This is a genomic window from Flavonifractor sp. HCP28S3_F3 (assembly GCF_052065355.1).
Classification (GTDB): Bacteria; Bacillota; Clostridia; order Oscillospirales; family Oscillospiraceae; genus Flavonifractor.
This window is the reverse complement of record NZ_JBQHUF010000005.1, coordinates 133148-153873: the sequence shown is the minus strand read 5'-3', so window position 1 is coordinate 153873 and position 20726 is coordinate 133148. Positions and strand designations below refer to the sequence as shown.

Annotated in this window: 20 protein-coding genes; 13 read left to right on the top strand and 7 right to left on the bottom strand. The window is 60.2% G+C overall.

Annotated features, from left to right (window positions below; genetic code table 11):
- Positions 1–4: 4 nt before the first annotated feature.
- From ftsY to rpsU, 11 genes are all read left to right on the top strand, one after another.
- Positions 5–904 carry a signal recognition particle-docking protein FtsY gene (gene ftsY, locus ACTNB1_RS06945; RefSeq protein WP_441168529.1) on the top strand — a complete coding sequence of 300 codons (900 nt, stop codon included), beginning with the start codon at positions 5–7 and terminating at the stop codon, positions 902–904.
- Positions 905–919: 15 nt separating this feature from the next.
- Positions 920–1636 carry a ribonuclease PH gene (gene rph / locus ACTNB1_RS06940; protein WP_441168528.1) on the top strand — a complete coding sequence of 239 codons (717 nt, stop codon included), beginning with the start codon at positions 920–922 and terminating at the stop codon, positions 1634–1636.
- A gap of 4 nt (positions 1637–1640) precedes the next feature.
- On the top strand, positions 1641–2240 hold the full coding sequence (locus tag ACTNB1_RS06935; protein ID WP_441168527.1) for an XTP/dITP diphosphatase: 600 nt from the start codon (positions 1641–1643) through the stop codon (positions 2238–2240).
- Positions 2224–2544 (top strand): ribosome assembly RNA-binding protein YhbY, encoded by a 321-nt coding sequence (gene yhbY, locus ACTNB1_RS06930; protein WP_441168526.1) that lies wholly within the window; start codon positions 2224–2226, stop codon positions 2542–2544. Before ACTNB1_RS06935 ends, yhbY begins: the two co-directional genes overlap by 17 nt.
- 17 nt (positions 2545–2561) lie before the next feature.
- Positions 2562–3770 (top strand): nicotinate (nicotinamide) nucleotide adenylyltransferase, encoded by a 1209-nt coding sequence (gene nadD, locus ACTNB1_RS06925; RefSeq protein ID WP_441168525.1) that lies wholly within the window; start codon positions 2562–2564, stop codon positions 3768–3770.
- A gap of 4 nt (positions 3771–3774) precedes the next feature.
- A complete protein-coding gene (locus ACTNB1_RS06920) occupies positions 3775–5217 on the top strand; it encodes an LCP family glycopolymer transferase (protein WP_441168524.1) in 1443 nt (480 codons plus the stop codon).
- 13 nt (positions 5218–5230) lie between these two features.
- Entirely contained in the window at positions 5231–5590 is a 360-nt protein-coding gene (gene rsfS / locus ACTNB1_RS06915; RefSeq protein WP_441168523.1) for a ribosome silencing factor, read from the top strand.
- Between the two features lie 115 nt (positions 5591–5705).
- Positions 5706–6191, top strand: coding sequence for an RNA polymerase sigma factor (locus ACTNB1_RS06910; RefSeq protein ID WP_441168522.1), 486 nt, complete (start codon positions 5706–5708; stop codon positions 6189–6191).
- Positions 6184–7521, top strand: coding sequence for a DUF4179 domain-containing protein (locus tag ACTNB1_RS06905; protein ID WP_441168521.1), 1338 nt, complete (start codon positions 6184–6186; stop codon positions 7519–7521). The genes ACTNB1_RS06910 and ACTNB1_RS06905 overlap by 8 nt, the downstream gene beginning before the upstream one ends.
- Positions 7522–7765: 244 nt before the next feature.
- Positions 7766–10186, top strand: coding sequence for a leucine--tRNA ligase (leuS, locus tag ACTNB1_RS06900; protein ID WP_441168591.1), 2421 nt, complete (start codon positions 7766–7768; stop codon positions 10184–10186).
- 126 nt (positions 10187–10312) lie between these two features.
- Positions 10313–10495: a 30S ribosomal protein S21 gene (gene rpsU, locus ACTNB1_RS06895; RefSeq protein ID WP_009259223.1), complete on the top strand. Its 183-nt coding sequence runs from the start codon at positions 10313–10315 to the stop codon at positions 10493–10495.
- A gap of 114 nt (positions 10496–10609) precedes the next feature.
- Here rpsU and ACTNB1_RS06890 read toward each other — a convergent pair whose 3' ends face one another.
- The 4 genes from ACTNB1_RS06890 to ACTNB1_RS06875 all read right to left on the bottom strand — a co-directional run bounded on the left by ACTNB1_RS06890 (position 10610) and on the right by ACTNB1_RS06875 (position 16572).
- On the bottom strand, positions 10610–12718 hold the full coding sequence (locus tag ACTNB1_RS06890) for a sodium-translocating pyrophosphatase (RefSeq protein WP_441168520.1): 2109 nt from the start codon (positions 12716–12718) through the stop codon (positions 10610–10612).
- A gap of 168 nt (positions 12719–12886) precedes the next feature.
- Positions 12887–14323, bottom strand: coding sequence for a TrkH family potassium uptake protein (locus ACTNB1_RS06885; RefSeq protein WP_441168519.1), 1437 nt, complete (start codon positions 14321–14323; stop codon positions 12887–12889).
- The gene (trkA, locus tag ACTNB1_RS06880) at positions 14320–15711 is read right to left on the bottom strand and encodes a Trk system potassium transporter TrkA (protein ID WP_441168518.1); all 1392 of its coding nucleotides are present in this window, start codon (positions 15709–15711) and stop codon (positions 14320–14322) included. The genes ACTNB1_RS06885 and trkA overlap by 4 nt, the downstream gene beginning before the upstream one ends.
- Before the next feature lie 168 nt (positions 15712–15879).
- Complete coding sequence (locus ACTNB1_RS06875; RefSeq protein WP_441168517.1) at positions 15880–16572, bottom strand: hypothetical protein; 693 nt, start codon at positions 16570–16572, stop codon at positions 15880–15882.
- A 171-nt stretch (positions 16573–16743) separates the two neighbouring features.
- Here ACTNB1_RS06875 and udp point away from each other — a divergent pair, with 171 nt between their 5' ends.
- Positions 16744–17511 (top strand): uridine phosphorylase, encoded by a 768-nt coding sequence (gene udp / locus ACTNB1_RS06870; protein ID WP_441168590.1) that lies wholly within the window; start codon positions 16744–16746, stop codon positions 17509–17511.
- Between the two features lie 49 nt (positions 17512–17560).
- Here the strand turns inward: udp and ACTNB1_RS06865 are convergent, their stop codons facing one another.
- The 3 genes from ACTNB1_RS06865 to ACTNB1_RS06855 are packed head-to-tail and all read right to left on the bottom strand — an operon-like array spanning position 17561 to position 20064.
- Positions 17561–19414 (bottom strand): heavy metal translocating P-type ATPase, encoded by a 1854-nt coding sequence (locus ACTNB1_RS06865; protein WP_441168516.1) that lies wholly within the window; start codon positions 19412–19414, stop codon positions 17561–17563.
- 29 nt (positions 19415–19443) lie between these two features.
- The gene (locus ACTNB1_RS06860) at positions 19444–19662 is read right to left on the bottom strand and encodes a cation transporter (RefSeq protein WP_441168515.1); all 219 of its coding nucleotides are present in this window, start codon (positions 19660–19662) and stop codon (positions 19444–19446) included.
- Between the two features lie 18 nt (positions 19663–19680).
- Positions 19681–20064, bottom strand: coding sequence for an ArsR/SmtB family transcription factor (locus ACTNB1_RS06855; protein WP_441168514.1), 384 nt, complete (start codon positions 20062–20064; stop codon positions 19681–19683).
- Between the two features lie 148 nt (positions 20065–20212).
- Between ACTNB1_RS06855 and ACTNB1_RS06850 the strand changes: the two genes are divergently transcribed.
- Positions 20213–20665 (top strand): pyridoxamine 5'-phosphate oxidase family protein, encoded by a 453-nt coding sequence (locus ACTNB1_RS06850; protein WP_441168513.1) that lies wholly within the window; start codon positions 20213–20215, stop codon positions 20663–20665.
- The last annotated feature ends 61 nt before the right edge of the window (positions 20666–20726 follow it).

Below are 20726 nucleotides of genomic sequence, written 5' to 3'. Positions count from 1 at the left end.
CCACATGGGCTTTTTTGACAAGATCAAGGCGGGTCTGACCCGCACCAAGGAAAACATCGGACATTCCTTCGACCAGCTGTTCGCCGGGGAACTGAACGACGATTTCTATGACGAGCTGGAGGAAACCCTCATCCTGGGAGACATGGGAGTTGACACCACGCTAAAGGCGGTGGAGGAGCTCCGCCGTCGAGTAAAAGAGGAAAAGATCAAGGATATGGATTCCGCCCGGGCCTGCCTGCGGCGGGTGCTGACCGAGATGCTCCAGGTGGGTGAACCCGGTTTGCACCTGACCACCACCCCCTCCGTGGCGCTGTTCATCGGAGTGAACGGTGTGGGCAAGACCACCACCATCGGCAAGCTGGCCTCCCGAATGAAGGGAGAGGGCAAGCGGGTGCTGCTGGCTGCCGCCGACACCTTCCGGGCCGCCGCCGCCGACCAGCTGGAGATCTGGAGCGGCCGGGCGGGCGTGGACCTGGTGCGCCAGCATGAGGGTGCCGACCCCGCCGCCGTGGTGTTTGACGCCCTCAGCGCTGCCAAGGCCCGGGGCACTGACGTGATCCTGATTGACACCGCCGGGCGGCTGCACAACAAGCAGAACCTGATGAATGAGCTGAACAAGATCTCCCGCGTGGTGGACCGGGAGCTGCCCGGCTGCGACCGGGAGACCCTGCTGGTGCTGGACGCCACCACCGGCCAGAACGGCCTGATCCAGGCCAAGCAGTTCAAGGAGGCCGCCGGCATCACCGGCATCGTCCTCACCAAGCTGGACGGCTCCGCCAAGGGCGGCATCGTCATCGCTATCGCCCAGGAGCTCCAGGTTCCGGTGAAGTATATCGGCGTGGGCGAGGGTATCGACGACCTGATGCCCTTCGAGGCCGAGGCCTTTGTGGAAGCACTGATTTAATGGAGGTTATCTGACATGGCTAGAATTGACGGACGGGCCAACGATCAGCTGCGGCCCATTGAGATCATCCCCAATTTCAACAAGTTCGCGGAGGGCTCCTGCCTGATCCGCTGCGGCAATACCCAGGTGCTGTGCTGCGCCAGCGTGGAGGAGCGTACGCCTCCCCATGTGGCCGAGGGCGAGGGCTGGGTCACCGCCGAATACTCCATGCTGCCCCGTGCCAACCGGGAGCGCTCCAAGCGGGACATTGCCAAGCTGAAGCTGTCTCCCCGCTCCGCGGAGATCCAGCGGCTGGTGGGCCGGTCTCTCCGTGCCTGCGTGGATATGAAAAAGCTGGGTGAGCGCACCATCACCGTGGACTGTGACGTGCTCCAGGGCGACGGCGGTACCCGTACCGCCAGCGTCACCGGCGGCTTTGTGGCCCTGAGCCTGGCGCTCCACAAGCTGGTGGAGGAGGGCGTGCTGGAGAGCATGCCCCTCAAGACCTGCGTGGCTGCCATTTCCGCCGGTATCGTGGACGACCAGCTTTTGCTGGATCTGTGCTATGAGGAGGACTCCGCTGCCCAGGTGGACCTGAACTGCGTGATGACCGGGGAAGGGGAGCTGGTGGAGATCCAGGGCACCGGCGAGGGCCGGACCTTTACCATCGCCGAGCAGCAGGCCCTGGTGGACCTGTGCGCCAAGGGCATCCGGGAAGTGCAGGCCATCCAGAAGGCTGTTCTGGGAGGTTGAGCATATGAAAATGGTATTGGCCAGCAAGAACGCCCATAAGCTGGTGGAAATGAAGGACATCCTCTCCCAGCTGGGGGTGGAGGTGGTCCTGGAGTCCGACGTGGGCGTGGATGTGGACGTGGAGGAGACAGGCGCCACCTTTGAGGAAAACGCCTATCTGAAGGCCCACGCCGTGTGCGAGGTCTCCGGCCTGCCCGCCATCGCCGACGACTCCGGCCTGTGCGTGGATGCCCTCAACGGCGCCCCCGGCGTGTATTCCGCCCGCTACGGCGGCCCGGAGCTGGACGACAAGGGCCGGTATCAGCTGCTGCTGAACAACCTGCGGGGTCAGCTGGACCGGCGGGGCAAATTCGTCTCCGCCATCTGCTGCTGCTTCCCCAACGGGGACAAGGTGGAGGCCAGAGGCGAGTGCCCCGGCACCATCGCCTACGCGCCTAAGGGTGAGGGCGGCTTCGGTTACGACCCGGTGTTTTTCATCCCCGGCCTGAAAAAGACCTTTGCGGAGCTGACTGCAGAGGAGAAGAACGCGATTTCCCACCGGGGCAACGCCCTGAAAAAATTCAAGACAGAATTGGAGAACTATCTGAATGGAACTGACCAGTAAACAGCGGGCCCAGCTGCGGGGCCTGGCCAACAGCATTGATACCATCATCCACATCGGCAAGGACGGCATCGGCGCCAACCTGGTGAAGCAGGCGGACGACGCCCTGGAGGCCCGGGAGCTCATTAAGGGCAAGGTGCTGGAGAACTGCATGCTCACCAGCCGGGAGGCCGCCGAGGAACTGGCAAAAGCCACCCGCAGCGAGGTGGTGCAGGTCATTGGAACAAAATTCGTTTTGTATCGTCCAACCCATAATAAGGAGAAGAAGGACCGGATCGTTCTGATATCTGCCAAGAAAGGCAAATAAAACGGGGAGGTCTTAGCATGAAGCTGGGCATCTACGGCGGTACCTTCAATCCCCCCCACCTGGGACATCTGGCGGCGGCTCAGTTCGCGCTGGACGCCCTGAAGCTGGACGAGCTGCGCTTCGTTCCGGCGGCGACGCCGCCCCACAAAGCGCTGCCTGCCGGCGGCCCTACTCCGAAACAGCGGCTGGAGATGACAGCCCTGGCGGCGGACGGACTGCTCCAGCCGAAGAAGGTGAAGGTAAGCGGTATGGAGCTGGACCGCTCCGGGAAAAGCTATACTGCCGACACATTGGAGCAGCTCAAGGAAAAGGACCCTTCGGCGGAGCTGTGGCTGCTGATGGGCACCGATATGTTCCTCACCCTGCAAAACTGGCATGATCCGGAGACCATCACCCGTCTGGCGGGGCTGTGCACCTTTGCACGAACCCAGTCGGACAGCGGGGAGGCTCTGGCCATCCAGGCGGAATACCTGCAAAAGACCTTTGGAGCCCGCACCTGTGTGCTCCAGCTGCCCCACATTGTGGACGTGTCCTCCACCCAGCTGCGGGAGCTGCTGGCCCAGGGCAAAGGGCAGGAGTATCTGGCTCCGGCGGTGTACGGCTACATCATCCGCCACGGGCTCTACGGGGTCCATCTGGATCTGAAGCATCTGCCCGACCGGGAACTGCGTGCCTGTTCCTACTCCATGATCCGCGCCAAGCGGATCGCCCACGTAAAGGGCACGGAGGAGGAGGCGGTACGGCTGGCCCGCCGCTGGGGCGCCGACGAGGAAAAGGCCCGTCGGGGCGCCATCCTCCACGACTGTACCAAGTACTGGGACATGGAGGAGCAGTTGCGCACATGTGAGAAATATGGTATCGTACTGGATGACTTGGAGCGGCAGGCGGTAAAGCTCCTGCACGCCAAAACGGGTGCGTGTGTGGCCCGTGACGTGTATGGAGTGGACGACGACGTGTATGAGGCCATCTTCTGGCATACCACCGGCAAGGCGGATATGACCCTGCTGGAGAAGATCCTCTATATCGCCGACTACATGGAGCCAAACCGGGACTTCCCCGGGGTGGAGCGCCTGCGTGAGCTGGCTTATCAGGACCTGGACCAGGCGGTGCTGCTGGGGAATGAAATGAGCATCCAGGAAATGGAAGAGAGGGGGCTGCCTGTACATATCAATACAGTGCGGTCCAGGGATTGGCTGAGGAGTAAACAAAACGGAAAGGAACCATGAGAGCATGAACCCGGAACACAGAAAAAGTACCCAGGGCGGTGCCCGGCTGGAAAAGAAAGAACCTGTGAGTCACCGCTCCGGGCGTAAAAAGCGGCCTAAGCCTCAGTTGACCCGGAAGCAGAAGATCCTGCGCATTGTTTTTATTGTACTGACCGTCATTGCGGCTATCATCGTGGTGGGCACCGCAGGATTTTTCCTGATGACTTCGCCGCCGGAGGTTACGCCCAAGCCGCAGACCACTACGATCATCGATGAAAACGGAAATGAGATCCAAGTGGAGATCCCGGGCTTGGCGGCCAACCGGAAGGATCAGTTCTATACCTTCCTGATCGTGGGCCAGGACACCGGCGGCGGCGGAAATACGGACACTATGATGCTGGCAGCCTACGATGTGCCCAACCAGACCCTCAACGTCATGAGCATCCCCCGGGACACCTTTGTGTACTACGACGGGGACAGGCGGCTGATCAACGCGGTCTATAACTGGGCCGGCGGAGGGGAAAAGGGCATCGAGGCACTGAAAGAGGAAGTAGGCGAGCTCACCGGCGTAGTGCCCGACTTCCATATCATCATTCAGTGGGACGCTGTGGGCGAACTGGTGGACGCCATCGGCGGTGTCTACTTTGATGTGCCCCGGGACATGAACTATGATGACCCCACTCAGGATCTGCATATCCATCTGTCCAAGGGATATCAGCTTTTGAATGGAGAGCAGGCCATGGGCGTGGTGCGCTACCGCCACGACAATAAGAAATGGGTAAATGGCAAATATGTTTTGCCCGGTTATCCCGACGGTGATCTGGGCCGGATCAAGACCCAGCAGGCCTTTATGACAGCGGTGATCGAAAAGTGCCTTCAGCCCACCGTGCTGCTGCCCAATCTGATGGAGTATATCAATATCTTCCAGCAGAACGTGGTGACTAACCTCTCCATCCCCGAGATGGCCTACTTCGGTAAGTCGGCCATCGGCGGACTGGACATGGAACAGGTGGAATTCATCACCCTGCCCAATGAGAGCGCAGGTGACGGCGCCCACGTCCTGCCCGTTGGGGAGGAGATCGTGGAGGTGGTCAATGACGGCTTCAACCCCTACGACGAGGAGATCACCCTGAAGGACCTGGATCTGGTGACAAAGAACAGCTCCTCCAGCTCTTCCGGCGGCTCCACCAGCACCACCAAGCCCAGCACCCAGCCCACTTCTACCCCCACGCCGGTGACCTCTGAGACGCCTGTGAACAGCAGCCCGGCGACATCCGAGAGCCCTGCGGCTTCCGCCAGCGCTCAGCCGTCCTCCAGCCCGGCGGCCAGCAGCAGCCCGGAGACTACCCCCACGCCGGCCCCCACCCCTGTGGCGACGCCGACCCCGGCTCCTACGCCCACTCCGGTTTCCACACCGGTCCCTACAGAAGATATTGAATACGGCCCGGGCATGGAGCCCGTGGCATAAAGGAGAGTTGCAAATGACGCCCAAAGAGATTGCCTTCGCCGCGGTGAAAGCCCTGGACAGCAAGAAGGGTCAGGATATCAAGATGCTGGAGACCGGTCACCTGACCACTCTGGCCGACTACTTCGTACTGTGCTCCGCCACTTCCTCCACCCAGATCAAGGCCCTGGCCGACGTCTGTGAGAAGATGCTCAAGGATGCCGGAGAGCCCCCCCACCATGTGGAGGGACACCGGGGCGGCACCTGGATCCTGCTGGACTTCTCCTCTGTGGTGGTCCACATTTTCAATGAGGAGGCCCGGGCCTTTTACGACCTGGAGCGCCTGTGGGGTGACGCCACCCCTGTGGACCTCAGCGAAGTGCTGACGGAAAACTGAATCTGTGTGTGAAAGCGCGTCCGCCGGAAAACCGGCGGGCGCGCTTTTCATTTTGGCTGTAACGTTTTCCGGTGCAAAACCGTGTATTCTATAGAAAGGTGAAAGGAGGGAGGGTATGGACAGGGAAGAAGCGGCCTGCCTGGTGGAGCGGTATGGTACCATGGTGTACCGTCTGGCCTATGCCAGGACCGGGAGCCGGGAAGATGCGGAGGACATCACACAGGAGACCTTTCTGAAGCTGGTACGGGCAGCGCCCGCATTCCGGGAGGAGGAACACTGCAAGGCCTGGTTGCTGCGGGTGGCGGCCAACTGTGCGGGAGATCTGCACCGATCTCCCTGGCGCAGGCGTGTGGTACCTCTGGAAGAAGCGGGGGAGATGACCACGCCTGAATGGGAGGCCGGGGATATGGGTGAGGTGCTTTCGGCGCTGCCGGAGGACTATCGGGTAGTGGTACACCTCTACTACTATGAGGATATGAGCACGGCGGAGATAGCCCGGGTACTGGGCAAACGGGAGGGGAGCATCCGCACCCGTCTGAGCCGGGCCAGAAAGATGCTTCGGCAGATTCTCTCAGAAACGGAGGGCGACGCATATGTTTAGCCAGGAGTACAAAAAGGGGATGGAGCATGTGGTACTCAGCCGGGAGAAGAAGGAGGAGATCGTGGCGCTCATGACAGCGGAGCCTGTCAAAACCGCCAGTCACACACTTCGGGTACTCACAGTGGCGGCAGTGTTGTGCAGCCTGTTGGCAATTACAGCGGCGGCCTATTATATGGGTGTCTTTGAATTCCTACAGGGGCAGAACGAGTATGCCATGCTGGGCATGAACGAGGTATATGAGGCCTGTGCCCGACCAGTGGGGGCATCAGTGTCGGCGGAAAACGGCGATGTGTTTACGGTGGATCGCGTGGCAACCGACGGGACATTTTGTACCATCTTTTACTGTTTGCATGTTCAGGACGAGACATGGCGATATACGCCCAGGATGACTCTGCGCTCCGGCGGCGAGGATATTTCCATGGAGGGCTATGGCAACAGCTTTGAAAATCAGGAGTACTTGGCTGACGACCATACCCTGTACGGCGCCTGGCGTTTTCTCCTGCGCGAGCCTCTGGAAGATGGGGAACAGGTGGAATTGGCGCTGGCCCGGTATGGAGAAGCAGAGCCGGGTGAGCCTGCTCCGCTGTTATGGGAAAAGGCACTGACCTTTTCTGTAGACCCTATCCGGGGAGAGCAGTTTGAACTGGATGCCGTCCTTTCCGCTCAAGTGCGGGGAAAACCGGTACAGGTAGAGGCGGTCTCACTGAACCGGTCTCCTTTGGGTACTCTGCTTAGGCTGCGTTGGGCAGAAAAGGATACCAATGCCAGGGAATGGTATGACTTTGTGTTGCGGGATGGAGATACCGGGACCTATATCCCCTATGACCAGGTGGTGATCAACCATTACTGGGACCCGGAGGGTTATGTGGACAGCGTCTATGAGCTGTATGGAGACGTGAGCGGTCTGAAAACCCTGGAGATCATCCCAAACACGCCGGTGGGCGGAGAGGCTCCCCGGCAGGTGGTGGATGTGGATTCGCTGCCCTCCACCGACACAGATAACCCGGACGGCGGCTATGCTCCGGCCAGCTATGAGGCGGTGGATGGACAGCTTATCGTGAAGATGCAGCCTGTGGGGGCGGTAAACGCCTGGTATGCCCGCCTGGGCAACGGAGTCTATTTCCTGGATTCCCAGGGCAATGAACTCTTTGACAATATTTTTGTGAGGAAGATCAAAAACCGGAGCGACGGCACAATCACCGTCATTTCCACGCCGACGGAAGCGTCCTATCAGCGGGATGTGGACAAGGTGGCTCAGCTCTGGTTCTTTGTTCCGGAGTACGAACTGCTGGAGGGCCGGAAGGCGGTCATCCGGCTGGATCCCCAATGATATAACATAGGCACAGGCTGAGAAAGGCGGGTCAGCCGGTTTTCCGGCGGACGCGCCTTTTATCTGTCAATTGGGTCAGACATGGTGAATAAGTACCAGAAGCAGAAACATAATAGCTTAGCTCATGCTTTTTTGTTCCTGATACTTGCAATCATGAAATCTTTCCATTATAATATCTTAGATTGGATATTTCCCCGTTTTTTGATGAAACGGGAACTTCAATAACAAGGAAAGCGTGAGAGATTTGAAGTACGATTTTGCCGCCATCGAACCCAAGTGGCAGAAGAAGTGGATGGAAGAAAATACATTCCACTGTGAGGATCACAGCGATAAGCCCAAGTTCTACGCTCTGGTGGAGTTCCCCTATCCCTCCGGACAGGGCCTGCACGTGGGCCACACCCGGCCCTATACCGCTATGGATGTAGTGGCCCGCAAGCGCCGGATGGACGGCTATAATGTGCTGTTCCCCATGGGCTATGACGCCTTCGGTCTGCCCACCGAGAACTACGCCATCAAGAACCACATCCATCCCGCCAAGGTGACCCACGACAACATCGAGAACTTCACCAAGCAGCTGCATATGCTGGGCTACTCCTTCGACTGGGACCGTGTCATCAACACCACCGACCCCAGCTACTACAAGTGGACCCAGTGGATTTTCCTCCAGCTGTATAAGCACGGCCTGGCCTACAAGACCACCATGCCCGTGAACTGGTGCACCTCCTGCAAGTGCGTGCTGGCCAACGAGGAAGTGGTGGAGGGCGTGTGCGAGCGCTGCGGCTCTCCTGTCATCCGCAAGGAGAAGAGCCAGTGGATGCTGAAGATCACCGAGTACGCTCAGCGGCTCATTGACGACCTGGACGACCTGGACTTCATCGAGCGGGTCAAGACCCAGCAGAAGAACTGGATCGGCCGCTCCACCGGCGCCGAGGTCACCTTCAAGGCCACCACCGGCGAGGACATCGTGGTGTTCACCACCCGTCCCGACACCCTGTTCGGCGCCACCTATATGGTCCTCTCTCCCGAGCACGCCCTGGTGAAGGGCTGGCTGGAGAGCGGCAAGCTGAACAACGCCGACGAGGTGAAGGCCTACCAGGCCGCCGCCGCCTCCAAGTCCGACCTGGAGCGCACCGAGCTCAACAAGGAAAAGACCGGTGTGTGCCTGGACGGCGTGAAGGGTATCAACCCCGTCAACGGCAAGGAAATCCCCATCTTCATCTCCGATTACGTGCTGGCCACCTACGGCACCGGCGCCATCATGGCCGTGCCCGCTCACGATGACCGCGACTGGGAGTTTGCCAAGAAGTTCGGCTGCGAGATCATCGAGGTGGTCTCCGGCGGCGAGGATGTGCAGAAGGCCGCCTTTACCGCCAAGGACGAGACCGGTATCCTGGTCAACTCCGACTTCCTCAACGGCCTGACCGTCAAGGACGCCATCCCCGTCATCACCAAGTGGCTGGAGGAGAAGGGCATCGGCGCCGCCAAGGTGAACTACAAGCTCCGCGACTGGGTGTTCTCCCGCCAGCGCTACTGGGGCGAGCCCATCCCCATGGTGTGGTGCGACAAGTGCGGCTGGCAGCCTCTGCCCGAGGATCAGCTGCCCCTGCTGCTGCCCGACGTGGATTCCTACGAGCCCACCGACGACGGCGAGTCCCCCATCTCCAAGATGACCGACTGGGTCAATACCACCTGCCCCTGCTGCGGCGGCCCCGCCAAGCGTGAGACCGATACCATGCCCCAGTGGGCCGGCTCCAGCTGGTATTTCCTGCGGTATATGGATCCCCACAACGACAAGGCTCTGGCCTCCAAGGAGGCTCTGGAGTACTGGAGCCCCGTGGACTGGTACAACGGCGGCATGGAGCACACCACCCTGCACCTGCTGTACAGCCGGTTCTGGCACAAGTTCCTCTACGACATCGGCGTGGTGCCCACCAAGGAGCCCTACCAGAAGCGCACCTCCCACGGCATGATCCTGGGCGAGGGCGGCGAGAAGATGTCCAAGAGCCGCGGCAACGTGGTCAACCCCAACGACGTGGTGGCCCAGTACGGCGCCGACACCATGCGCACCTATATCATGTTCATCGGCGACTTTGAGAAGGCCGCCTCCTGGAGCGACAACGCGGTGAAGGGCTGCAAGCGCTTCCTGGACCGTGTGTGGAACCTGTCCGAGAGCCTGACCGATTCCATGGAGTACACCCCTGCCAACGAGAGCGCCATCCACAAGGCCATCAAGAAGGTGGCCGATGATATCGAGGCTATGAAGTTCAACACTGCCATCGCCGCTCTCATGGCCCTGGTCAACGACTTCTACGCCAACGGCTGCTCCAAGGGCGACTACAAGACCCTGCTGCTGATGCTCTCTCCCTTCGCCCCCCACATGGTGGAGGAGCTGTGGGAGACTCTGGGCTTCAACGCCGACGGCATGGCCTGCCAGCAGAGCTGGCCCGCCTACGACGAGAGCAAGACCGTGGCCGCTGAGGTGCAGATGGCCGTCCAGGTGTGCGGCAAGCTGCGCGCCACCATCACCGTGCCCATGGACAGCGACGAGGCCACCGTGGTGGCCGCCGCCCTGGCCGATCCCAAGGTGCAGAAGTTCACCGAGGACAAGAACCTGGTGAAGACCATTCTGGTGCCCAACAAGCTGGTCAACCTGATCGCCAAGTAAAGAGACGGGAAATCCAAATCCGCTCTTGACATTTAGGCGAATATAGAATACAATGGTTCTGTTAAAGCCATATCTATGTGGCCCTTTGGCGGTGGAACCCCGCCGCTTCGGAGGGAGGGGAAATCAATGTCGGAAGTCCATGTGAAGGACGGCGAGTCCTTGGAGAACGCGCTGAAGCGTTTCAAGCGCAGCTGCGCCAAGTCTGGTGTGCTGGCCGAGGTTCGCAAGCGTGAGCACTACGAGAGCCCGAGCGTCAAGCGCCGCAAGAAGTCTGAGGCCGCCCGCAAGAACCGCAAGAAGTATTACTAAAAACATTCAAGGTCCCGTACCAAAAGGTGCGGGACCTTGTTGTTTTTGTTTTATATCCCATCAAAAAAGCTCAGCCCATCCCTTAAGGGATGGGCTGAGCCTTTAAGCGAATGCTTAGAACAGGTGAACCGCGGTGATCAGGCCGGAGAACACGATAGAAACGGTGGAGCACAGCTTGATCAGGATGTTCAGAGAGGGACCGGAGGTGTCCTTGAAGGGATCGCCCACGGTGTCGCCGATAACAGCGGCCTTGTGGCAGTCGGAGCCCTTGCCGCCGTGATGGCCGGCTTCAATGTACTTCTTGGCGTTGTCCCAGGCGCCGCCGGCGTTGGACATAAATACGGCCACTACGAAGCCGGTAACGGTAACGCCGCCCAGCAGGCCCACAACAGCCTCCGCGCCCAGGATCAGGCCGGTGACGACGGGAACGATGATAGCCAGCAGAGAGGGGATAACCATCTCATGCAGAGCGCCCTTGGTGCACAGGTCCACGCAGGAGGCGTAGTCGGGATCGGCCTTGCCTTCCATGATGCCGGAGATCTCGCGGAACTGGCGGCGGACCTCCACCACGATGGACTGAGCGGCACGCTGCACGCCGCTCATGGTGAGGGCGGCGAAGACGAAGGTGAGCATAGCGCCCACGAACAGGCCCACCAGCACGGCGGGATTGGTGAGGGACAGGTCGGGAGCGTGATCCATGCGGACCTTAACCACGTCCACGTAGGAGACCAGCAGAGCCAGAGCGGTGAGGGCGGCGGAGCCGATGGCGAAGCCCTTGCCGGTGGCGGCGGTGGTGTTGCCCAGGGAGTCCAGGGCGTCGGTGCGGTTACGGACCTCTTCGCCCAGGCCGCTCATCTCGGCGATACCGCCGGCGTTGTCGGCCACGGGGCCGTAGGCGTCGGTAGCCAGGGTGATGCCCAGGGTGGACAGCATGCCCACGGCGGCGATGCCGATGCCGTACAGGCCCTTGGAGAACAGCTCGCTGTAGTTGTCAGCGCTGGTAGTCAGGGAGCCGCCGGCAGCCAGGAAGGAGACGATGATGGCGATGCCGATGATGATGATGGGGGCGGCGGTGGACAGCATGCCCAGGGAGATACCGCCGATGATGGTGGTGGCGGCGCCGGTCTCGGTGGAGTCGGCCAGACCCTGAGTGGGCTTATAAGTATCGGAGGTGTAGTACTCGGTGAAGTAGCCGATGGCGCAGCCGGCTACCAGGCCAGCCAGGATGGCGATGTAGGGGCCCCAGGAACCCATGATGAGGTAGGTCACGGGAGCGCCGATGATGGCGGCCAGCACGGCGGCGGTATAGGTGCCCTTGCGGAGGGTGGCCAGCAGAGACTTCTGGGTGGCGTCCTCACGGGTGCGGATCAGGAAGGTGCCCAGCACGGAGCAGATGACGCCCACCACGGCGATGACTAGGGGGAGCAGCATAGCGTTCCAGACCATGCCCTCGCTGCTGTAGGCGGCGGCGCCCAGAGCAAAGGTAGCCAGAATGGAGCCAACATAGGACTCGTACAGGTCGGCGCCCATGCCGGCCACGTCGCCCACGTTGTCGCCCACGTTGTCAGCGATGGTAGCGGGGTTGCGGGGGTCATCCTCAGGGATACCGGCCTCTACCTTACCCACCAGGTCGGCGCCTACGTCGGCGGCCTTGGTGAAGATGCCGCCGCCCACGCGGCCGAACAGAGCCATGAAGGAGGCGCCCATGCCGAACATAACCATGGTCTGTGCGATCTTGGCGGCCTCGAAGCCGGCGATGTACTTCAGAATGTGGAACCAGATGGACACGTCCAGCAGACCCAGACCTACCACAATGAAGCCCATGACCGCGCCGGAGGAGAAGGCTACGTTCAGACCCCGGTTCAGGCTTTCATGAGCGGCGTTGGCAGTACGGGCATTGGCGGAGGTGGCGATCTTCATGCCGATGAAGCCCGCCAGGCCGGAATAAATGCCGCCGGTGAGGAAAGCGAAGGGGATAAACCAGTTATCCAGCATGCCTCTCCACGCCAAAAGGAGCAAAATCACGAAGACGATGATAAAGATCTTTGCGACGGTCGTATACTGGCGCTTAAGATAAGCGTTAGCGCCTTTACGGATGGATGCAGCCAGTTTCTGCATCAGTTCAGTGCCCTCTGAGAAGGCTAAGACCTTCTTTGCTTGCACTAAGGCGAAGATTAGTGCGATAGCAGCACCTACTAAGCCAAGCCAAAACAGGTTTTCCAACAACTTTCCCAACTCCTTTGTTGTTCGGGAACCCTTGTAGCCCAAGGGTTCCCGGTTTTCCGGTCAAGTTGATTTTAACGCAAGACACCCACTTTTGGCAAGTACCATTGCAAATAAGAAAGCGTCAAATCCTAGGATTTGACGCTTTACACAAAGTTTACTTATGTCTTACGAGCGTTTCCATGCATTTCCGCTAAACAGTACTAAGATGGGAAGTATTTCCAAACGACCCACGATCATACAGAGGGAGAGGATCGCTTTGGAAAACAGGGAGAAGGCGGCGTAATTGCCCATGGGGCCTACCATTTCAAGGCCGGGGCCAATATTGCCGATACAGGCCACCACTGCGGTAAAGGTGGTACCGAAGGAGAAATTGTCCACTGAGACCAGAAGTGTGGCTCCCAGGGTGATGAGCATGTAAGCGGAGAAGAAGATGTGGACCGAGCGCAGGGAGCTCTCTTCCAGCACGTGGCCGTCCAGCTTGACCACATTGACCGCTCTGGGATGAATGACCTGACGGACCTCGCGGCTGATGCAGCGCAGGAGGATCAGGACCCGGGAGCATTTGATTGCGCCGCCGGTGGAGCCGGCACAGGCGCCGATGAACATGAGCAGGACCAGCAGGACCCGGGAAAACTCCGGCCACTGGTCGAAATCAGTGCTGGCGTAGCCGGTGGTAGAGATAATAGTACTTACCTGGAAGGCTGCGTGACGGATCGCCTCTCCAATCGTGTCGTACAGACTGCTGATGTTAATGGAGATCAGGACGATACTTGCAAAGACCACCACCAGGAAAAAGCGCAGTTCGTCGCTTTTGAACACCTGCTTTACCTTGCCGCACAGCAGCAGGAAATAGAGAGCAAAGTTTACCGAGAACAGCAGCATGAAGATAGTGATGATGATCTCAAAGGCAGGGTTGCCGTAAGCGCCGATGGAAAGGTTTTTGATAGAGAAGCCGCCGGTACCTGCCGTGCCGAAGGAGTGCACGATACTGTCATACCAGGGCATGCCGGCAATGCGCAGGATGACGATCTCGATGACCGTCAGGCCGCAGTAGATGCCGTAGAGGATCTTGGAGGACTGGCTGCTTTTGGGGACCAGCTTGCTGACCACAGGGCCGGGGCTCTCCGCCTTCATCAGGTGGAGGGTTCGGGAGCCCAGACTGGGCAGCAGAGCAATGGTGAGAATGAGTACGCCCATGCCGCCCAGCCAGTGCATGAAGGAGCGCCAGAACAGGATCCCCTTGGGCAGCGGCTCCACTGCGGTGAGGATGGAGGCGCCGGTGGTGGTAAAGCCTGAGGCGGACTCAAAAAAGCAGTCGATATAGGTGGGGAAGTAGCCGGAGAAATAGAAGGGAAGGGCGCCTGTGGCGCTGACCAGCAGCCAGATCAAGGCTACTGCGAAAAAGCCCTCCCGGGGAAAGAAGTGGTCGTTGCTCCGCAGCATGGAGAGCAGCCCGCCGACCAGGATCAGCAGCGGAATCGTGATAAGAAAGGGGCGGGGATCTTCCCGGTAATACAGGCAGACCATCAGGGGGAGCAGCATGGCACAGGCTTCCACCATCAGCGTCTTGCCTGTCAGCTTGAATACCAGTCTGAAGTTCATTGAGCAGCCCCCATATCCAGCAGCGAATCCTCAAAGATATCGTTGATGTCCATGATGCCGTGATTGCGGGAGATCAGGATCACGATATCGCCGGAGGAGATGACGGAGGAGCCGTCGGGGATGATGATCTTGCCCTGGCGGACCAGCACCGCGATCAGGATGCCCTTTTTCAGCCGCAGGTCCCGCAGGGGGATGTCCAGGTTGTGAGTGGTGTCGTTGACCACGAACTCCATAGCCTCGGCGTGCCCGTCGGCGATCTTGTACAGGGCGTTCATCACGCTGCCCTTGGAGTTCTGCATGCCGCGGACCACCTGGAGGATGTGGCTGGCGGTGATCATCTTGGGAGAGATGATGCTGTCCAGGCCGGCGGCGTGGGCGATGCCCACATAGTTCTGCCGGTTGCACTTGGCCACCACCTTGGGGATGCCCTGCTGCATGGCGTAGAGGGAGATGATCAGGTTGTCCTCGTCCCGGTCGGTGAGGGCCACGAAGGCGTCGGAGGCGGTGACGTTCTCCTGCTCCAGCAGATCCTGATCGGTGCCGTCCCCGCACAGGATCATGGTGTGAGGCAGCACCTCGCTCAGGTGGCGGCAGCGCTCCATATTCCGCTCAATGATCTTGACCCGCGTGCCGATGCGGTTGAGGATGACCGCCAGATAGTGGGCGATCCGTCCGCCGCCCACCAGCAGCACGTCCTTGCTTTTCGGTGTGTGCCGGCCCAGCAGACGGAAGAAGGAGGTCAGACCCACGGGATCGCCTACCAGATAGAGGTGATCGCCCACCCGGGGTACGAAGGAGCCGTCGGGAATGATGACCTCACCGTCTTCCCGCTCTGCCGCGCACAGCAGCATGGACAGCTCCTGTAATTTGCGGCCCTGGGCGGACAGGGGCGTACCCACCAGGAAATCGCCTTCCCGGACCCGGAAGCCAATGAGCTCCACCCGGCCGCGGCAGAAGGTCTCGATATTGGCGGCAGGGGGGAAGCGGAGCAGGCGGGAGATCTCCACAGCCGTGGCGTTCTCCGGATTGATGACCAGGTCAATGCCCAGCTCGTCCTTCAAATGGGAAAACTCCGCTGCGTATTCCACGTTGCGGACCCGGGCGATGGTGAATTTCGCGCCCAGCCGCTTGGCTGTCAGGCAGCAGACCATATTTACCTCATCCAGGTTGGTGGCGGCAATGACTACGTCTGCGGAACGGACGCCGGATTCCTCCAGGGCGGAGATAGACGCGCCGTTTCCTTTCACACACATGACGTCCAGCGCGTCGGAGGCCCGCTTGAGCGCCTCGTCATCCGTGTCGATCACCGTGACGTCGTGCTCCTCCTGAGAGAGGTGCTCGGCCAGCGTGTAACCCACCTTGCCGTCGCCAACGATAATGATTTTCAAGCTAAGATCATCCTTTCCAAGCGCATCTCCACACACTGCGCACATTGGTAAGGACAATCTTAACGCAAACCTCTCCCACATGCAAGTACTGATGCATATTATTTTGTCAGAAACACTCAGAAAAAAGCACGCTCCCGCTGAGGGAGCGTGCTTGCCGCTGTCTGAGACCTATGTGGTCCACTCGCTGTGAATCAGGCCCACTAAGTACCAGTTGTTCTGCCAGGGCTCGAATACCAGCTTGAGGGAGCACCAGTCGTAGCCCTTTTTTTCCGGGTCGATGCCGGGGAAGTTGTAATCCACGAACCGGGCCTGGGGATAGGCGTCGGCTACATTTTCCAGTGCGTTGCCGCTCATCAGCACGGTGTCCACCCCCACCTCCGGCGCCTGGGTGTAATCGGCGTTGAACACGAACCGGTCAAAGTATGCGTCACAGGTGGAGCGGATGGGCATTCCGGAGCCGTCCATTACGCCCCAGACATAGGTTTCCTCATCCTCAGCCAGGACAGAGACCTCCTGGCTGGACAGGGTGCGGTCATATTCGGTGGAGACCGTGGAGAAGGGAGTAAGCGTAAGTCCCTTTTCCGGGTGGATCAGGGCAGACAAGCCCGTATAATCCTCCGCCTTCAGGAGCTCCAGAGCAGACTCCGCCCGCTCCAGCAGAATGTCGTTGTCGCCGGTATCCAGGGGTTGGGCGGTAGGTACCGCGGAGGCGCTGCTGGTCACAGCCTGTGCCATGGGGATACTGCTGCGAGCGTCGCCATTCAGACCCTGGCTGGCGGAGAAGAGTCCTCCGCCCAGAAGTGTACCCAGTGCCAACCCGCCCACCAGAGCCAGGGCGGGGAGCAGGATCGTCCTTCGCATCGTATTCTCCTCACATATCAAAGGTCCGTCACGATATGATATTTTATAAGAAGTGAATGAAAAATACAACAACAAATGGTTACAAATTGGCGGGAGATTTGTACATCTTGCAAACTGGGGATAAACCAGGTATAATAAAACCCATCAAGAAGGAGAAATGAGGTGACCGCCATGCATGAGCATGAGCTTCAATTCCATATCAAATGCGGCCCCGGCGATGTGGGTCGGTACTGCTTCCTGCCCGGCGATCCGGGCCGCTGCGAGAAGATCGCGGCTTACTTCGATAACCCGGTGAAGGTGCAGAGCAACCGGGAGTATACTACTTATACCGGCACTTTGCTGGGGGAGAAGGTGAGCGTCTGCTCTACCGGCATCGGAGGTCCCTCCGCCGTCATTGCCATGGAGGAGCTGCATAACATCGGTGCGGATACCTTTATCCGGGTGGGCACCTGCGGGGGTATCGCCCTGAAGGTGAAGAGCGACGATGTGGTCATCGCCACCGGCGCGGTGCGCCATGAGGGAGCCAGCAGGGAGTATGCTCCCATTGAGTTCCCCGCCGTGTCCGACTATGAGGTGCAGACTGCGCTGGTCCAGGCTGCCAAGAATTTGGGCAAACCCTGGCATGCCGGGGTGGTCCAGTGCAAGGATTCCTTCTATGGCCAGCACGATCCCAAGCGGATGCCGGTAAGCCAGGAGCTGCTGTACAAGTGGGAGGCGTGGAAGCGCCTGGGGGTGCTGGCCTCTGAGATGGAGTCTGCCGCCCTGTTCTGCTGTGCCGCCGCTCTGGGTGTGCGGTGCGGCTCCTGCTTCCACGTGATCTGGAACCAGGAGCGTGAGGCCGCCGGTCTGGACCAGACTGAGAGCCACGACTTGTCCGCTGCCCTAGAGGTGGGCATTGAGGCTGTCAAGCTGCTGATCCAGGCAGACCGGAACAAGTAAACAAGAAAAAAGAAGGGCCGTCCCCACAGGGACGGCCCTTCCGCTATATTCAGGACTGCTTCGGCTGCCGCAGACACCGCATGGCGTTGAGGATGGCGATGACCGATACCCCCACGTCCGCGAATACCGCTGCCCACATGGAGGCCAGACCCACGGCGCTGAGCACCAGTACCAGCAGCTTCACCGCCAGAGCGAAGATGATGTTCTGCTTGACGATGACCAGGGTGCGCCGGGCGATGGCAATGGCGTGGGCGATCTTGGAGGGCTTGTCGTCCATGAGCACGATGTCGGCGGCCTCGATGGCGGCGTCGGAGCCCAGACCGCCCATAGCGATGCCCACGTCGGCCCGGGAGAGTACCGGGGCGTCATTGATGCCGTCCCCCACGAAGGCCAGAGCTCCTCCGGGAGAGACCTCCTTCAGCAGCGCCTCCACCCGGTCCACCTTGTGGTTGGGGAGGAGCTGAGCATGGACCTCGTCCAGACCCAGGCTGCGGGCTACGTCCTCACCAACTGCCCGGGCGTCACCGGTGAGCATGACGGTCTTGCGAATACCCTGGCGCTTCAGGGCGGCGATGGCCTCCTGGGCGTCAGGCTTCACCTCGTCGGAGATGACGATGTGGCCCAGGTATACCCCGTCGGCGGCCACATGGACGGTGGTACCCACCCGGTGGCAGGGGTGCCAGGACACGCCGATGTCCTCCATCAGCTTGTCGTTGCCGGCGCAGATCACATGGCCATCCACCGTGGCCCGCACACCCCGACCGGACAGTTCTTCCGCGTCCGATACCCGGGCGGTGTCCAGCTCCTTGCCCCAGGCCTCCTTCAGGGAGCGGGAGATGGGGTGGTCGGACCAGGATTCCGCCAGAGCCGCCAGCTCCAAAAGCTCCTCCTCCGGACAGGAATCGGGGTGGATGGCGGTGACGTTGAACACGCCCCGGGTCAAGGTGCCCGTCTTGTCGAATACCACGATCTCCGTCTTGGCCAGCACCTCCAGGTAGTTGCCTCCCTTTACCAGAATGCCGTCCTTGGAGGCGCCGCCGATGCCGCCGAAGAAGGACAGCGGCACTGAGATCACCAGGGCGCAGGGGCAGGACACCACCAGGAAGTTCAGGGCCCGCTGGATGGAATCCGCCCACTGGATAGATGTAAACAGGGGAGGCAGGAAGGCAAGAGCCACGGCGGCCAGCACCACGATGGGGGTGTAGTACCGGGCGAACTTGGTGATAAAATGCTCCGCCTTGGCCTTTTTGCTGCTGGAGTTTTCCACCAGCTCCAGGATCCTGGACACGGTGGATTCCTCAAAGGCCCGGGTGACCTGGACCCGGAGCAGGCCGGACAGATTGACGCAGCCGGAGATCACGTCGTCGCCGGGGCGCACTTCCCGGGGCAGGGACTCGCCGGTAAGGGCGGCGGTGTCCACGGTGGAGGTCCCCTCCAGCACCACGCCGTCCAGCGGGATCCGCTCCCCGGCTTTGATGACGATGGCGTCCCCCACCGCCACATCCTCCGGGTCCACCTGCTGAAGCTGTCCGTCCACCTCTACGTTGGCGTAGTCGGGCCGAATGTCCATCAGGGCCGATATGGATTTGCGGGACTGATCCACGGCATAGCTCTGGAACAGCTCGCCCACCTGATAGAACACCATAACGAACACCGCCTCCGGATATTCTCCGGTAGCCAGCGCTCCCACGGTGGCCAGCGCCATCAGAAAGTTTTCGTCAAAGACCTGGCCGTGGGCGATGTTGCGCACCGCCCGCCACAGCACATCCCAGCCCGCGATGGCGTAGGGGACCAGGAACGCCGCCAGCCTGGCCCAGCCCGTCAGCGGCAGCAGCAGGGCGGCGGTAAACAGGACGGCAGCGGCGATGAGCCGGGCCAGCATCCGCTTTTGCTTCCTGGACATGGATGAAAACCTCTCTTTCCGGAGCGGCCTTACAGCACCACCGTGCAGTCGGGCTCCACCTTTTTGCAGACCTTTACCGCCTGCTGGACGATCTCCTCAAACCGGGCGTCGTCGGCGTCCAGAGTGAGCTTCTGGGTCATAAAGCTGACAGAGGCGTCGTGTACCCCGTCCAGCTTCTTGATGGCGGCCTCCATCTTGGCGGCGCAGTTGGCACAGTCCAGGTTGACCAGCTTGAAACGCTTTTTCATATCACTCGCTCCTTCTCCTTATAAAATATGCAGGGGCAGCAGCTCCGCCACATGCTCCATGCCCTGATCCAGAATGGTGCGGACATGGCTGTCGGCCAGAGCATAAAACACCGTCTTGCCCTCCCGCCGGGCTTTGACCAGCCGGCACTGCTTCAAAGAGCGCAGCTGGTGGGAGATGGCGGACTGGGTCATACCCAGCAGCTGGGCGATGTCGCACACGCACATCTCCGACTCGGACAGGACGTACAGGATCTTGATACGGGTGGAGTCGCCAAAGATCTTGAACAGCTCCGCCAGATCGTACAAGACCTCCTCGTCAGGCATGTTCTGGTTGACCTGCTCCACGATATCCTCGTGTACATGCATATAGTCGCAGCGCTCCACGTCTCTGGGTTCGGACATAGGCACACTTCCTCTCGTTAAACATATGAGCCATTGTTCAATTGTTATTATATGCACAATTGTTCATATGTCAATAGGAAACACGAAAATTTTTCTTGCGGCTTTGGCCGGTATCCCGTATGATAGGAGCATCAAAGGAGGGAGCGCTGTGAAGCGGGATGAAAATCGGGAAGAGGGCCTGAAGGCCCTGGACGAATGTGAATATATGGTGCTGGCCATGACCGATCCGGCAGGGGAGCCCTACTGCATCCCTGTGAACGGAGCCCGGGCGGGAGAGACGGTCTATATCCATTGCGCCAAGCATGGAGAGAAGCTGGACTGTCTCCGGGCCAACCCTGCGGTGTGCATCACCGCGGTGGGAAGTCAGCGGGTAGTACAGGCGGAGTACACCACCCTGTTCACCTGCGCCGTGGCCCGGGGCAGGGCGGTGGAGGTTACCGACCCGGAGGAAGTGCGCCGGGGGCTGCGGGTGATCTGCAAACGATACACCCCCGACTGCCCGGAGCGGGTGGAGGAGGTCATCGAAAAGTACTTGCCTGCCGTCTCCGTCTGGCGGGTGGATCTCACCACCGTCAGCGGCCGCCGGAAGGACAAGGGATAACGGCAAAAAGCAGCCCGGACAGTAATCTGTCCGGGCTGCTTTCTTACTTGTGGACGGTGGT

Excerpts from the sequence above, each read along its gene's own strand:
- ftsY (WP_441168529.1), top strand. The coding sequence starts at position 5 with ATGGGCTTTTTTGACAAGATCAAGGCGGGTCTGACCCGCACCAAGGAA.
- rph (WP_441168528.1), top strand. The coding sequence starts at position 920 with ATGGCTAGAATTGACGGACGGGCCAACGATCAGCTGCGGCCCATTGAG.
- ACTNB1_RS06935 (WP_441168527.1), top strand. The coding sequence starts at position 1,641 with ATGAAAATGGTATTGGCCAGCAAGAACGCCCATAAGCTGGTGGAAATG.
- yhbY (WP_441168526.1), top strand. The coding sequence starts at position 2,224 with ATGGAACTGACCAGTAAACAGCGGGCCCAGCTGCGGGGCCTGGCCAAC.
- nadD (WP_441168525.1), top strand. The coding sequence starts at position 2,562 with ATGAAGCTGGGCATCTACGGCGGTACCTTCAATCCCCCCCACCTGGGA.
- ACTNB1_RS06920 (WP_441168524.1), top strand. The coding sequence starts at position 3,775 with ATGAACCCGGAACACAGAAAAAGTACCCAGGGCGGTGCCCGGCTGGAA.
- rsfS (WP_441168523.1), top strand. The coding sequence starts at position 5,231 with ATGACGCCCAAAGAGATTGCCTTCGCCGCGGTGAAAGCCCTGGACAGC.
- ACTNB1_RS06910 (WP_441168522.1), top strand. The coding sequence starts at position 5,706 with ATGGACAGGGAAGAAGCGGCCTGCCTGGTGGAGCGGTATGGTACCATG.
- ACTNB1_RS06905 (WP_441168521.1), top strand. The coding sequence starts at position 6,184 with ATGTTTAGCCAGGAGTACAAAAAGGGGATGGAGCATGTGGTACTCAGC.
- rpsU (WP_009259223.1), top strand. The coding sequence starts at position 10,313 with ATGTCGGAAGTCCATGTGAAGGACGGCGAGTCCTTGGAGAACGCGCTG.
- ACTNB1_RS06885 (WP_441168519.1), bottom strand. The coding sequence starts at position 14,323 with ATGAACTTCAGACTGGTATTCAAGCTGACAGGCAAGACGCTGATGGTG.
- ACTNB1_RS06875 (WP_441168517.1), bottom strand. The coding sequence starts at position 16,572 with ATGCGAAGGACGATCCTGCTCCCCGCCCTGGCTCTGGTGGGCGGGTTG.
- udp (WP_441168590.1), top strand. The coding sequence starts at position 16,744 with ATGCATGAGCATGAGCTTCAATTCCATATCAAATGCGGCCCCGGCGAT.
- ACTNB1_RS06865 (WP_441168516.1), bottom strand. The coding sequence starts at position 19,414 with ATGTCCAGGAAGCAAAAGCGGATGCTGGCCCGGCTCATCGCCGCTGCC.
- ACTNB1_RS06860 (WP_441168515.1), bottom strand. The coding sequence starts at position 19,662 with ATGAAAAAGCGTTTCAAGCTGGTCAACCTGGACTGTGCCAACTGCGCC.
- ACTNB1_RS06855 (WP_441168514.1), bottom strand. The coding sequence starts at position 20,064 with ATGTCCGAACCCAGAGACGTGGAGCGCTGCGACTATATGCATGTACAC.